This window comes from Lactococcus sp. (assembly GCF_036648155.1).
Taxonomy (GTDB): Bacteria; Bacillota; Bacilli; order Lactobacillales; family Streptococcaceae; genus Lactococcus; species Lactococcus cremoris.
Genome location: NZ_JAVXIY010000002.1, coordinates 86,093 through 100,806 on the forward strand (window position 1 = coordinate 86,093; position 14,714 = coordinate 100,806).

General features: G+C 36.1%; 12 protein-coding genes and 2 pseudogenes. 1 reads left to right on the plus strand and 13 read right to left on the minus strand.

The window, feature by feature from the left end; translation table 11 throughout:
- Positions 1-43: 43 nt before the first annotated feature.
- From RSC39_RS02310 to RSC39_RS02330, 5 genes are all read right to left on the minus strand, one after another.
- Positions 44-1,189: a glycerate kinase gene (locus RSC39_RS02310; protein WP_332534818.1), complete on the minus strand. Its 1,146-nt coding sequence runs from the start codon at positions 1,187-1,189 to the stop codon at positions 44-46.
- Positions 1,190-1,357: 168 nt separating this feature from the next.
- Positions 1,358-1,597, minus strand: coding sequence for an exodeoxyribonuclease VII small subunit (locus RSC39_RS02315; RefSeq protein ID WP_011835497.1), 240 nt, complete (start codon positions 1,595-1,597; stop codon positions 1,358-1,360).
- 2 nt (positions 1,598-1,599) lie between these two features.
- On the minus strand, positions 1,600-2,853 hold the full coding sequence (gene xseA / locus RSC39_RS02320) for an exodeoxyribonuclease VII large subunit (protein WP_332534821.1): 1,254 nt from the start codon (positions 2,851-2,853) through the stop codon (positions 1,600-1,602).
- 170 nt (positions 2,854-3,023) lie between these two features.
- Positions 3,024-3,881: a bifunctional methylenetetrahydrofolate dehydrogenase/methenyltetrahydrofolate cyclohydrolase gene (locus RSC39_RS02325; protein WP_332534823.1), complete on the minus strand. Its 858-nt coding sequence runs from the start codon at positions 3,879-3,881 to the stop codon at positions 3,024-3,026.
- 141 nt (positions 3,882-4,022) lie between these two features.
- Positions 4,023-7,343, minus strand: a complete 3,321-nt coding sequence (locus RSC39_RS02330; protein WP_332534825.1) for a KxYKxGKxW signal peptide domain-containing protein — start codon at positions 7,341-7,343, stop codon at positions 4,023-4,025.
- A gap of 201 nt (positions 7,344-7,544) precedes the next feature.
- Here RSC39_RS02330 and RSC39_RS02335 point away from each other — a divergent pair, with 201 nt between their 5' ends.
- Entirely contained in the window at positions 7,545-9,605 is a 2,061-nt protein-coding gene (locus RSC39_RS02335; protein ID WP_332534827.1) for a heavy metal translocating P-type ATPase, read from the plus strand.
- A gap of 75 nt (positions 9,606-9,680) precedes the next feature.
- On the opposite strand, the gene RSC39_RS02340 is transcribed toward RSC39_RS02335, so the two are convergent.
- The 8 genes and pseudogenes from RSC39_RS02340 to RSC39_RS02375 form a co-directional block, all read right to left on the minus strand.
- Positions 9,681-10,238, minus strand: a complete 558-nt coding sequence (locus tag RSC39_RS02340) for a DNA repair protein (protein ID WP_332534829.1) — start codon at positions 10,236-10,238, stop codon at positions 9,681-9,683.
- Between the two features lie 15 nt (positions 10,239-10,253).
- A complete protein-coding gene (locus RSC39_RS02345; RefSeq protein WP_310835479.1) occupies positions 10,254-10,631 on the minus strand; it encodes a hypothetical protein in 378 nt (125 codons plus the stop codon).
- A gap of 9 nt (positions 10,632-10,640) precedes the next feature.
- Entirely contained in the window at positions 10,641-10,889 is a 249-nt protein-coding gene (locus tag RSC39_RS02350) for a hypothetical protein (protein ID WP_021211068.1), read from the minus strand.
- On the minus strand, positions 10,890-11,132 hold the full coding sequence (locus RSC39_RS02355) for a hypothetical protein (RefSeq protein WP_332534835.1): 243 nt from the start codon (positions 11,130-11,132) through the stop codon (positions 10,890-10,892). It abuts the gene before it with no gap.
- A gap of 16 nt (positions 11,133-11,148) precedes the next feature.
- On the minus strand, positions 11,149-11,649 hold the full coding sequence (locus RSC39_RS02360; RefSeq protein WP_332534837.1) for a hypothetical protein: 501 nt from the start codon (positions 11,647-11,649) through the stop codon (positions 11,149-11,151).
- Positions 11,636-12,525 (minus strand): annotated as a pseudogene (locus tag RSC39_RS02365) (cell wall anchor protein); the annotation flags it as partial. The pseudogene RSC39_RS02365 and the gene RSC39_RS02360, both read right to left, overlap by 14 nt.
- On the minus strand, positions 12,525-13,121 hold the full coding sequence (locus tag RSC39_RS02370; protein WP_332534839.1) for a hypothetical protein: 597 nt from the start codon (positions 13,119-13,121) through the stop codon (positions 12,525-12,527). The gene RSC39_RS02370 and the pseudogene RSC39_RS02365, both read right to left, overlap by 1 nt.
- Positions 13,109-14,714, minus strand: a pseudogene (locus tag RSC39_RS02375) (cell wall anchor protein); the annotation flags it as partial. The gene RSC39_RS02370 and the pseudogene RSC39_RS02375, both read right to left, overlap by 13 nt.

The window sequence follows — 14,714 nt, forward strand, 5'->3', positions numbered from 1 at the left end:
CTGTTTACAAACCTTTTAACTTCTTTAAATTCTAAATTAGTCCTCACCATTCACTTATGGACAAAATTCTTGAAATATTTTCACTGGTTCTTTCAATATTTTTTGCCCCACTTTTCAAAGCTTCTGGCAAAGTCTGAGCTGTTCCCTGAATCCCAAAAATAGCCGTCATCCCTTCTTCATATAAAACCTCAATCCCCTCACCAATGTGACCCGCCAAAGCAAAGCAAGGTTTTTTATATTTTTTCGCCAGTTTAGAAACACCGAATGGAGCCTTGCCAAACTTAGTTTGATAATCCATTCCACCTTCTCCCGTAAAAACATAATCGGCTTCTTTTATTTTATCTTCTAAATGAATATTGTTGGCAACCAATTCAATTCCTAACTTCATCTCGGCAGCAGTAAAAGCAAGCAATCCCGCTCCTAAACCACCAGCTGCACCTGCTCCCGCTTTATTTTTTATATCTTTCCCTAAATCTCTATATATAATATTTGCATAATGGTTCATGTTTTCGTCCAATTCTTCAACCATTTTAGCTGAAGCTCCCTTTTGTGGCCCAAAAACATAAGAGGCGCCATTTTTTCCCACTAAAGGATTCGTAACATCACTGGCAATAAAAATTTCGACTTCCTGTAAATGTTTATCAAAGTTGCTCATGTCAATCTGGTTGAGCTTTTTTAGAAATCCGCCCCCACTAGGAATTTCTTCTCCTTTCTCGTCCAGAAATTTTGCCCCCAGAGCTCTGGCCATTCCAGTGCCACCGTCATTAGTTGCACTTCCCCCAATTCCAATAATAATCTTGTGCACACCTTCATCAATGGCTGCTTTAATAAGTTGCCCTGTTCCGTAAGTAGAAGTTATCAATGGATTTCTATCTTTCAAGGCCAATAATTCTAAACCACTCGCCTTGGCCATTTCAATTACTGCCGTATCTGAATTTCCTAAGATACCAAAATATGCTTCTACTTCGCTATTTTCAAGAGGTCCTCTTACATTTTTAAATACTCGGCGCCCCTCCGTTGCATCAATCAAAGCTTCTATTGTTCCTTCTCCTCCGTCAGCCATTGGTGCTAATATAATTTCAGCTTCTGGAAATACCTTTTTAATTCCCCTTTCCATGGCCCAACAAACTTCTTTTGCACTTAGACTTTCTTTAAAAGAATCTGGTGCTAATACAAATTTCTTATTCATTTTTCCTCACTTTCTTAAAAATACTTTGCTTTATTCTATCTAATATTAGTATATAATAAATCTTTTTTATCTTTGAATTTTTGACCTATTTTAACCGCAAAATCTTTTATTTAAACAAAATAAAAAGACTCTTGACAAATCAAAAGCTTTTTATTCAAATTTCACTTATTAATATTCTTTTTGTTCAGCTGAAAATTCACTTTCATTATCATCTTTTCCGACGATTTTGACTAAGGTTTGTTCGGCTTCATTGAGTGTTTTTTTCAATGTCTCAGAAATTTTCATTCCTTTTTGAAATTCAGCAATTGCATCTTCCAACGCAACATCACCAGATTCTAACTTACGTACGATATTTTCTAATTCTGCTAAATTATCTTCAAATTTTACTTCTTCTTTTTTTGTTGCCATTTTTATTTTACCTCCACTTTTACTTGTCCGTCAGTTAATTCCACATCAAGTGCCTGACCTTTTTTTACATCGCTTACAGATTTAATGATTTTTCCATTTTCGTCAGTAATTAGGGAAAAACCACGCGCTTTTATTTTTGAAATATCTAATAAAAGCAAAGACTGATAGAGTTGCTCGGTCTTATTTTTTTTACTTTCAACAATTTTACTATAGGTTGGAATCAATCTATTTGCTGACAGCTCATAACGGTGCTTCATAGTTGCAACTTTATTTTCTGTCAGTACTGTCAATCGTTCGCACAATCGGTCAAGTTTTTGTACATGTCCATCGTAAAGGCGTTCAGGTTGTCTAAACACCACTGACTGACTTAATTTTTCAAGTCGCTCTCTACGAATTTTAATCAAATGAGTTAAACGATTGAAAAGACGACTTTCTTGCTCATTTGCCCAATTGATTAAGTCAATTTTTGTATTTGGTGTGGCTAATTCAGCGGCGGCAGTTGGTGTAGCAGCACGACTATCAGCTACAAAATCGGCCAAGGTCACATCAGTTTCGTGTCCAACTGATGAAATAATTGGAATACGTGATTCAAAAATTGCTCGAACAACAATCTCTTCATTAAATCCCCATAAATCCTCGATAGAGCCGCCACCCCGACCAATAATCATCACATCAAAATCGCCACGTTCATTGGCGCGTCGGATATTTCCAGAAATTTCTTCGGCCGCGCCAGCCCCTTGAACTTTAGTCGGATATAAGACAATTTGACTCATTGGAAAACGGCGTTGAACGGTTGTAATAATATCTCTGATCACTGCTCCTGATGGACTCGTGACCACCGCAATTTTTTTGGAAAATTGTGGTAGATTTTGTTTCCAACGTTGGTCAAAAAGTCCTTCTGCCGCCAATTTTTTCTTCAATTGTTCAAACTTAAGGGCAAGCGCTCCAACTCCATCAGGAACTAAACTCTCAATATTTATAGAATATGACCCAGAAGGGGGATAAATGCTAATACGTCCAACCGCAAGTACTTTCATCCCTTCTTCCAATTCAAAATCCAACTTACGAAATTGTACTGCCCACATCGTCGCTTGAATCACAGCCCCTTCATCTTTAAGGGCAAAATACTGATGATTAGGTCTTCTTCTAAAATTTGAAATTTCCCCTGTCAAATACACGCGCTCAAGATACGGGTCACGTTCAAATTTTGCTTTCAAATATTTTGTTAAGGTTGATACTGATAAATATTCTGTCATTCCCTCACTCTTTATATTTCTCTAATTAATTTTACTGACAACTTGTCAATTTTTACTCTACTTTGTAAAATCGAAAAAAAGTAAAAAGTTTATATCCTGACAAATTATTTATTATCAATAATTGAGGAGAACTTTGCTTATAAACTTAATTACTCTTTCATCTATTCTTATCAGTTACTATTTTCATTCATTTTTCTAGTTGCCTCACGCACCGTTTGTTCCATCAACATTGTAATGGTCATTGGACCAACTCCACCAGGAACAGGAGTAATCAAACTTGCAACTTCTTTGACTTCATCAAAATCAACATCGCCATGCAATTTTCCGTCTTCATCACGATTCATGCCGACATCAATGACAACTGCTCCACCTTTAACATCATCCGCTTTAATCATCCGGTCACGACCAATGGCTACCACTAATATATCCGCTTCTTTAGTTAATTCTCGTAAGTTTTTTGTCCTTGAATGAGCAATTGTCACCGTCGCATCTGCCATCATCAGTAACTGTGCCATTGGTTTTCCAACAATGTTTGAACGCCCAATCACCACCGCACGTTTTCCCGAAAGTTCGACATTATATTCACGGAACATCTCCATAATTCCAGCTGGTGTTGAAGGAATCATCAACGGATTTCCAGCCCACAAACGCCCCATATTCATTGGGTGAAAACCATCTACATCCTTTTCAGGGTCAATTGCTAATAAAACTTTTTCTTCAGAAATATGTTTTGGTAAAGGTAATTGAACCAAAATACCATGCCACTGTTCTGATTGATTATATTGTTCAATCAGCTCCAAAAGCTCTTTTTCTGAAACTGTTTCTGGTAGACGGACTACGCTAGAATTCAAACCAATTGCCGTTGCTTGACGGGCTTTATTTCGGACATAGATTTGACTTGCTGGGTCTTCACCCACAAGGATAACAGCAAGTCCAGGAACGCTGCCTGCTTCTTTTAATTTATCGACTTTAACTTTCAACTCAGCTTGCATTTTAGCTGCAAGTGCTTTTCCATCTATCAAGTTCATAAAACTATTATACCATAAGCTGACTTTCAACCCTCAACTCCTCAAATTGGATTTGTCAGCTTTAGTTTTAATTGTTCGTAAATTTTAATAAAAAAAGAAATTTTCTCATAGGTGAGGAAAATTTCTTTTTCTTCTAAGATATTACTTACGTACTTTTTTATATTTAACTTCCCCAATAGTCAATGTTGCAATCAGTCCAAGTCCCAATATCGCTAATTCAGCACTTAAACTATCATCAGAACCTGTATCAGGAAGTGTGCTACTTGTAGTTACTGTCGCACTCATCGGCAAAGTTGCTCTACTTATCGAAATAGGATTTTCAAGATTTGGCATAGTAGAAACTATGGTACTTTGAGTAGATAGAGGACTTGATTTTATTCCTTGTCCACTTGTAACATCACTAACATTTACACCTTTAACATTCATATAGTTAATAGGTTTTGTCATTCCCACCACTAAAGTTGAACTTGGACTATTTGAATCATTTGAAGTTGAATTAGCATTACTTGATTTATTTGAAACCGAACTGGAGTGACTCGCTGGGTTTGAAGACGAACTCGTCTCACTATAAATAGGTGGAGTATTATTATCTATAGCTGATAAACTGGCATTGCTTGATTCACTTGATGTTGAACTTGAACTGTTGGAATCACTGGGGCTTGAACCAACACTACTCATCTCACCTGAAGACAAACTCGAAATACTCGAATCAGATGAATTGGAACTAGCACTACTCATCTCACTCGAACTCAAACTGGAACTATTCGAATCACTTGAATCTAAATTAGCACTACTCATCTCACCCGAACTCAAACTGGAACTATTCGAATCACTTGAATCTGAATTAGCACTACTCATCTCACTCGAACTCAAACTGGAACTATTCGAATCACTTGAATCTGAATTAGCACTACTCATCTCACTTGATGCTGGACTTGAATTATTCGAATCATTTGAATTTGAATTTGAATTAGCGCTGCTTGATTCACTGGAGCTCGAACTATTTGAATTAGATGAACTGGAATTAGCGCTACTCGATTCACTTGAAGACGAACTCGAAATATTCGAATCACTTGAATTTGAACCAGCACTACTCATCTCACTTGATGCTGAACTTGAAATATTCGAATCAGATGAATCTGAATTAGCACTGCTCGATTCACTTGAAGACGAACTGGAAATATTTGAATCACTTGAATTTGAAGCAACACTACTCATCTCACTTGATGACGAACTCGAAATATTCGAATCAGATGAATCTGAATTAGCACTACTCATCTCACTTGATGCTGAACTTGAATTATTCGAATCATTTGAACCTGAATTAGCACTACTCATCTCACTTGATGCTGAACTTGAAATATTCGAATCAGATGAATCTGAATTAGCACTGCTCGATTCACTTGAAGACGAACTCGAAATATTTGAATCACTTGAATTTGAAGCAACACTACTCATCTCACTTGATGTTGAACTCGAATTACTTGCTTCACTTGAGCTTAAGCTTGAATTATTTGAAGTTGAGCTTGAACTGCTTGAATTACTTGAAGATGAACTTGTCTGATTACTATTAGCACCAGAACTTGGACTGGTTGTTGATGCAGAAGCGCCTGGTTCTAAAGAATTGATAATCGTCGTTATTTCATTGAGCGCATTATTAACAAAACCACCAAGGCCATTTTGTATTTGATTGATAATATTTGAAGCTCCATTTTCGATTGCTCCAAGACCTGGTAAACTGTTGACGATGTTTGTGACACTATTAACAATATTGCTTATGGCATTTTGCACTTGATTGAGGATCTGATTCAGTGCATCTGCAGCATCTGATGGAAGGTTCCCTAGAGAACTTAAACCGTTTTGAACTACATTTTCGATAGTTGATAAAGCATTAGAACCAAGACTTGTTAAATTACTCAAGGCATTATTTATTTGGTCAACTACACTAGAAATTCCTGTTAAATTAGCAACTTCACCTAGTGAAGTATTCGTAAGATTATTTAAAATTGGTCCGAGGACATTGCTGATGGCAGAGCCGACAACCGGAACATCATTAATGATTGGTGACAATTGACTCCAAGCCGCTTGACCTACTCGGTTGATGGCTGAATTAACCACTAAACCTGCAAGATAATTAACAAGATCATTTCCTTGAAGCGATACAAGCGTATTTAAATCAAAATTGACACCACCCAAAGCATCCGAGGTGGTTGTATTGAGCTGACTGACAATTCCACTTGTGATAGTACTGATAGCATTAAGTACAGGACTTAATACAAGACTGGCTCCAGGAATACTTGAAAGTCCTGGAATTGTCGGATTTTCAAGAAAAGTAAGCATATCAGCAGGACTCATTGATGGAATAGAATTAAATGCGTCAGCAATTGCTCCACCAACTAATGGAATTTGAGCAACATCTATTCCCGCAGTTTTTAGGCTACTTAGCAGATAACCTCCAGGGTTAGCAGCGGCCTCTTGAATATTTCCTACGATATTTACGATTTGTTCAACACCACTTAAGGCAGTTGCAGCCGTACTCATTCCCGGAATATTAAAACCGGCTAGAGTATTGAAAATACTTTCTAAACCACTAATTCCAACTGTAGATATCGCTTGATTGACAAGGTCACCCAATGTCGTGTCTAGAATAGGTGAATTGCTTGCCGTACTTGTAGCAGGAGCGCTAGCAGCAAGCATTTGAGTAAGCATTGTTGTCATAGACGGATTAGCGGCAAGTAAGGCTGTGAAAGAAGAAACAACAGCACTATCGGTACTACTACTTGCGATAGAACTAATGTTTGAACTCATTGAACTTGCTTGGAGATTATTATCAAGAGCTGAGCTACTACTTATTATGGTTAATGAATCCGTCGAGCTTTGCACTTCAGTTGGAAGTGAAGTGGCTGAACTTTGAGAGCTGTCTGACAATAGTGAGCTATCTGCCGAAGCTGAAGAGCTCACAACAGAACTTGTAATGCTTGCACTTGTGGTGATATCACTTGCTGAACTTAAAATTTCTGATGAAGCGCTAGAATTTGTAGTGCTTTGTGTTGTTGCAGTCGTAATATTTTGATTTACTGAAGAATCGCTCGCGCTACTATTTTCCGAAGAAACAAGAGTCGGTGTTTCACTATTAGATGTTTCTGAACTAACTGTCGCATTAGAACTTATGGCACTAGGTTGTTCATAAACAACTTGGTTTTGACTAATGGCTACGTCACTGTTTATTGATGAACCTAGATCTGAATGGCTTGTTACTTCATTAGCGATACTACCTGTAGTTATGATTTGCTGACTACTATCAACTGCTGTGTCCGCTTTTACAGTTTGCTCAGTAATTGTTCCTGAAGCAATAATTAGAGCTAATGCTGATGTAGCATACAGCCAACTTTTCCCCGATTTCCAAGTCCGAAAATGAGATTTGGAATTAACAGTAGTCACTTCTGGACGTGTCTTTTTCATTTATTCTCTCCTTACCGCTACCTTTTTCTAAAAGTATGCTGTCGTCACATATTATAATAACACATTTAAGAAACAAAAGAAACCTTTCGGTTATTTTTTGTAACATTTACAGAATACAACTTATTCCCTTGACTTTGTGAGTTTACAGTTGTAAACTATATATAGAAAAGCAAACTTAAAATATTCAATTAGGAGGAAGATATGTCAAAAATAACTCATTCATCAAACCATGATGAAATGATGCATGAAAATCATCATAATCATGAAATGATGACTATGGAAAATAACAAACATCCAATGGGTGATATGGAAAATATGGACATGATGAATCATGGCGGACACATGATGCACATGGGCGATATGAGTAAAAAGCTCAAAGTTGCTATCGTTCTAATGATTCCGCTTCTACTCATTTCACCAATTGCTGGATTTACAATCCTTAAATTCCCCGGTAGTGAAATTCTCCAACTCATTCTCGGAACAATCATCTTCTTCTATTCTGGAACTCCTTTTTTCAGCGGGGCTAAAGGCGAACTAAAAAGTCATAAGCCAGCCATGATGATGCTGATTACAATGGGAATTACCGTTGCCTATGCTTACTCAGTCTATGCCACAATCATGAGTCTTAATGGACAGATGGGAATGAACTTCTGGTTTGAACTTGCAACCTTAATTGTCATTATGCTGATTGGTCACCTCATTGAAATGAAAGCAATCATGGGTGCCGGTGATGCACTAAAAGACTTAGCAAGTCTTGTTCCTAAAAAAGCTCACTTAAAAAATGGTGAAGATGTGGAACTTTCCGAATTAAAAGTTGGTGATTTACTTTTAGTAAAAGAAAATGAGAAAATACCTGCTGACGGAATAATTTTAGGTGAAGCCCTTATTGATGAATCTATGATTACTGGCGAAAGTCGGGCGATTAGCAAAAAAATGAATGATTCTGTTTATGGTGGTTCACTGAACCAAAATCAACCTTTTGAAATGAAAGTCACAACACTTGGAAAAGATTCATTCCTTAATCAAGTTGCCGAACTAGTCAAAAAAGCTCAATCCCAAAAATCTAATCTTGAAAATATGGCAGATAAGGTAGCTGGATACCTCTTCTACGCTGCACTTATTGTCGGTATATTTTCATTAATTTTTTGGACGATTAGTTCTAACTTTAGTTTTGCCTTACTTCTTGCGGTTTCTGTTTTTGTGATTGCATGTCCACATGCTTTAGGCCTTGCGGTTCCACTTGTCGTTTCACGCTTAACCAGTATTTCGGCTAAAAATGGTTTGCTTATTCAAAATAGAACTTCTTTAGAAAAAATCAATACGATTAAATATGCATTGATGGATAAAACAGGCACATTAACTGATGGTAAATTTGTCGTCCGTAATGTTATTGATTTTACTGATGATACGGACATTCTACAAATCATGGCAGCTCTTGAAGGAAGTTCTACTCATCCGATTGCTCAATCAATCGTTAATGCAGCTCAACCTCTGAAAAGTCTAAAAGTTGAAGCAATTGAAAATATCCCTGGGGTTGGGATTAAAGGTCAAGTCAATCAACACTTTTATCAAATCGTTAATTATAAATATCTTCGCGAACATCAACTTTCTTATGATGAATCAAAAATTGCCCAATACTTAGAACTTGGGTTAACTGTATCCTTCTTAATCAATGACCAACAAAAGGTTTTAGGGTTCATCGCTTTAGGAGATACTCCAAAAGCTGATGCCAAATATTTTATAAACGGCCTGTTAGCTCAAGGAATCACACCCGTCATGTTAACAGGAGATAACAAGGAAACTGCTCAAAAAATTGCTACCGCACTAAATATTCCTGAATTTAGAGCGGAATTAAAGCCTGAAGATAAAGCAGAGATTGTGAAAGAATATCAGAAGAAAGCAGGTGTTCTCTTCATTGGTGATGGTGTCAATGATTCACCAGCACTTGCAACAGCTACGATTGGTTTTGCAATTGGCGCAGGTACTTCCGTTGCCATTAACACTGCTGATGTTGTTCTAGTTAACTCCAATCCAAGTGACGTCTTAGATATGATAAATATCTCAAAAAGAATGCTTAAGAAAATGAAGCAAAACCTCTGGTTTGGGGCAGGTTATAATATTATTGCTATCCCTGTCGCAGCAGGAATCCTTTATCCATTTACGGGGATTTATATTGACCCTCTTATTGCAGCAGTTCTTATGTCAATCTCAACTGTGATTGTTTCAATCAATGCGATGGGATTGAGGTATGATAAAAAATAGAAGAGCATATGCTCTTCTATTTTTTTATTTTTCAAGCCATAATTAAAAGAAAATTTGATAGAAGCCTTTTATTATTTAAATATACTTAAACATTAAATATATTATCACACAGATGCTTATGATTGTGATGATATTTTTTATATATGATTTATTTTTAAATGATTTAAGAATCTTTCGTTCATAATCATTTAATTGACTCCCTTGATGAACTAGAAAATTAATATTACCTCTAAGATAACGATTAGCGTCAAAAATATCAAAGATTCCTTGAAGTAAATAATCTTTAGTATCTTGAAGCAGTTTTTTTATTTCTAATCTAATCTCATTAGAATCAAGATAGCTATCGATATTTTCCATAAATACTTGATACTTTCTTCCTCTCTTAATTTTTCTTGGTTTTTGCTTAGTAAGACTTTCAAATCTGACTAGCCCTCGCCTGTCATAATAAACTTCACTTTTATGTTCTTCATTCCACTTCTTCCCGCGCTCTTGCATTTCTTTAAGGTTAGCCACAATCTGCTCAGTTTCTCTGGCTTTTTCTTCAGCCGTTTTTTCTTTATTTTTTTTAGATTTATTTTTATCTTTAGTTAAAAAAATATCATCTAAATTTTCAATCTCTTTATTTTGACTCATTAGCTCCCTTCTTTCTTAGTTACTGTTACTTGAAAGCTTAGTATCCTTTAGAAAAAATGTAAAGATGTAGCAAATTCCTATAATGATTCTAAATGAAAATACTAAAATATTTCCTAAACTACTATAACTATGAAATATAGATAATATCCCCATCACAAGCAGAAATAATTTCCACCATTTCCCTCCCCTTCTCCCAATACGACTATATGCCACCCATTCTAATGCAGGGTAAACTGACATTGCAACTATTCCCATTAGTGCTATTACAAAAGGAGAATAGCCAGCGAAAGAATACAAATTATTTATGATATTTATCGTGCCCATAAATGCTACCATAACAGTAGTTAAAATATTTCCGACAAAAGCTGTTTGTTTGGAAGTAATTGATTTCATTTTTCCCTCCTATTTGAAGAAACCCATTTTAATTGCCCATGCTAGAAAAATTATGATAGTACCAATTACAGAAATCAAGGCTGTTCTCATACCGCCTCTTTTTCGTCGACTATTAATATAATCTCTCTCCCTATTCGTTATTCCTTGTTTTCCCGGTGTTGTAGTCAATAACAATAAATCATGTACAATAAAATCCTCTGCATCCTCTGAATTAAACTCTCCACTTTCTAATTTCTTTTTAGCTATTTGCAGAATCATCTATGAATCGACAGATTTATTCGAATCATTTAAAAGGTCCTCAATTTTTTGTAAAGCTTTCGTACTATTGTTTTGTTCTTTTTTACTTTTTTTATTTTCCTCAATTTTTCGATTTGGTGTTAGATAGTCTTTACCATTAATTTCAGACATCCAATTATCACGATAATCATTAAGCCCATTAACAAATTTATTTAAATCTTTTGGGTCTATCGGTTTTCTTTCGGGTTCTTTATTCTGGGTCATTTGGTGCCTCCAACTTCTATCTCCACAGTAAATATATTATTATCGAACAAATGAATAGCAGAATAACAATTCGATAACTAAGTATTCTAAGAAATATACTTTTTTTCATTTCCGATAATATATTCTTCTCTAATTCTGTTAATTCATTGTCCTTATCAGATTGAGAATACTGCCAAATTCCCCCCTGAAGATAACGCCTAGCATCTTGCAAATCAAATATCTTCAAGTCCATATATTTTTTAGTGTTTTCCAAAATTAAGCGTATCGTATCAGATAAATCATCTGAATCCAATGAACTTGAAATAAGTTTCGACATCTTTTTAAATGCCCTACCGTGATGAATCTTTCTAGGTTTTTGTTTCGTTAGACTTTCAAAAGTTACCTGATTTGAAAAAGCATATTGTCGAATTTTATTTGAATGCTTTTGCTTTTCTGTTTTCTCTTGTTCTAACTTTTTATTTCTTTCTAAAAAATCGTTCATAGAAGAAACATCAATCTTTTCTTTATTCTGGGTCACCGGTGCCTCCTAAAGGTGAATATTCTTCATCTTCATCATCTTCAAAAGAGTCGTAGTCTAAGGGAGAACCTAAATCAGATAAATTATCTGATTTAGGAGAAACTGACCCATTTTTATAATATTCTTCATATGGAGTAATAACATTCGTGTCACCTCCATTCCCCATTGAAGAGAAAGTTGCCAATCCGGCGACCATTACAGTTGCAACACTCGCTCCAGCTAACCCCCAATCAAAATGTTTTTCACTTTCCATTGCCAAATTCCACTGGTTTGATATCCACCCAAAGCCCCCACCAGACGATTTTTTCGTTTGTGTACTTGAAGAATAATTTTCCTCTGCAACTAGCTGGGCTTCTTTAGAATAATAAGCAGATTTCGGAACATAATTTGGATAGTAAGCTCCGCTAGAACTACTATATCCACCTGATGAATAACCATAACCACTAGAATAAGAATAACCTCCATCATAACTGTAATCACCATAAGTCGGTGAGTAATAAACCACAGGTGGAATATAATTTGGCACATACTCATAGCCATTGGCATAATAAGTCGTCGCATAAGGATTGCTTGTGTTGTAATAGACAATTGGTGGCACGTATTTGTAGTAAACCTCTAGCGTTTCATCGTGTTTGGGATAAGTGCCTGACTCTGTGGTACTACCTTCAATATAGTAATTTCCAAAGTTATAAGGGACGTTCACTGAATAAGCATGCCCATAGAGGCCTGTGGTTGATTGTTGTCCTAGATAGGTACCGTCCGTACCATAGTAATCATAAGTGACGGTACTTGGATATGATAATAATCACCAACATTTATCGTGTTCCCATTCGCCTTTTGGTTTTGCCAACCGTATTGATAATGAGGAAAATTGCTTAATCATCTAAACTCTTTTCCTCCAATAATTCTTTCAATACAACTTCTGCGATACAATTTCTATCTTTAATGATATTAAAACCAGAAATTAAAACCGGGATAGCAAAAACTACAACAGCATATATGATTAGTAATTGTAAATTCGAACTTTCGATAAAAAGATAGCCCGTAAAAAGCGTTACTATTAACCAAATTATAATTAAAATAACAATTACTCGATATGAAAATTGCGCACGCTTGAGTAAAGAATATTTAATCTTTAAATTTACAGCTGTTAAAGAATAATTATATTTAATTTTACTTGAAAGGAAATTTGCCAGCACTCCTGCTAGAACAGAGATAACCAATATTGCTATTGTTATTAAAAGGTTAATTAATATTGAAGTCCGAGTCGAATTTTGGAGTAAAACCCCTGACAGGCTAGTAATAGGACTAATGATTGTTGGCGATGTTGTCACAAGAGTCGCAATAAACTTATTTTGATATTCTCCTTTATAAATTTTATGGTCTTGCTCTCCAATGAAATAAATAACCTTATTTTGGGTTGTTAGTGGAATAAGTCGGTTCTTTTGATTCTGCATCATTACCTTACCCACTTATCTATTGCCCAATCAGCTAGTGTATCCAAGAAATATGCAATAACCCAACCTAATAGAAAAGCAGCCCCAAAACTCAATAAATCAACTAATATATTTACCAAAATTGTTATCCCCAAATGAACCGCTGTTTTTAGTGCTGCTATACTTGGATTATTTGTAGAGAATTGTAAAAAAGCATCAAATACTGTTCCAAAAATTGTATCAGAAATTTCTTTGCTTGTTGCACGTTCAGCCATAATCCCCCATGTCCCTAATTTAGAAGTTATGTCACCTACTATTGTGCTAAGAATACCTTTTAATGTAGAACTACCATGGGTAGCCCTAGTTTTATAAGATTTCCTGCTAGATTTTTGTGAGTGAACAGATGAATTCTTATTATTGTTTTGTTGAGGGGATTGAGATTGTGCAACATTATTGGCGGAGTTATAATCTCCATCAGAATTTCCACTATCAGAAGAGTAATCACCGTCATAGCCATAAGTTGGCGCATAATAAACCACAGGTGGAATATAATTTGGCACATACTCATACCCATTAGCGTAGTAAGTCGTCGCATAAGGGTTACTCGTATTGTAATAAACAATCGGTGGGACGTATTTGTAATAAACATCAAGTGTTTCATCATGTTTTGGATAAAGTCCCGACCGTGTGGTGCTACCTTCAATGTAGTAATTGCCAAAGTTATAAGGCACATTGACTGAATAAGCATGTCCATAAAGTCCTGTGGTTGATTTTTGACCTAGATAAAGACCGTCTGTGCCGTAATAATCATAGGTAACGGTACTTTGGATATGGTAGTAGTCGCCAATGGTAATTGTATTTCCGTTGGTCCTTTGGTTTTGCCAACCGTATTGATAGTGTGGGAACTTACTAGCTGGTATTGTCCAAGAAAGCCCTGGAAACCAGATAAATTGATGTTGAGGAACAATCAATTGATTGTTTTCGTCCGCATCATAGTAGTTAAGATAAACAATATCTCTGACTTGTGTGGTCAGATGTGCTTGAAGTGCCGACCCAAAGAGGTCATAGCGAACCCCTTGCGAATATTGATAAGAATTTCCCACACGAGCGGGCGCTGGACTGTAAAAATCATAGTCAAAGTTTGACAGAAAACCAACACCCAGATAACCGCCATAAGGCAAGCTGGCCTGTCCATTCAAATCGGTGTCGGGACTTGTCGTATCATAAATGATATTGTTAGTGTCTGCCGCAAGGTTGGTTGTCTTTGGAATGACGGTTAAGAGATTGGCAAGATTGGTCTTGACTCCTTGAGCCATATCAATATCCGTTGTGATAAACGAAGCGAGGACCGGGACTTGAAAGTCTGTATTATGTGCGACGATTTGATAGTTAATATTGACATTGTTTGCCCCAAAATAAAGTGCAACAATCGAGTTTCCGTCTGAGTTAGCGATGTTTTGCTCGCCTGTAAAAGCCAATCCAATCGGACAGTCAGACGTACTTTCTTTAGGGACTTGCCAGCTTGATTCATCTGTCGAGATGACTTTGTATATCAAATCTAGATTCGTTCCGGCTAGGGTTGTTCCAACATTGGTAATTCGTCCAGAATCTCCAGCATTCATAGTATAG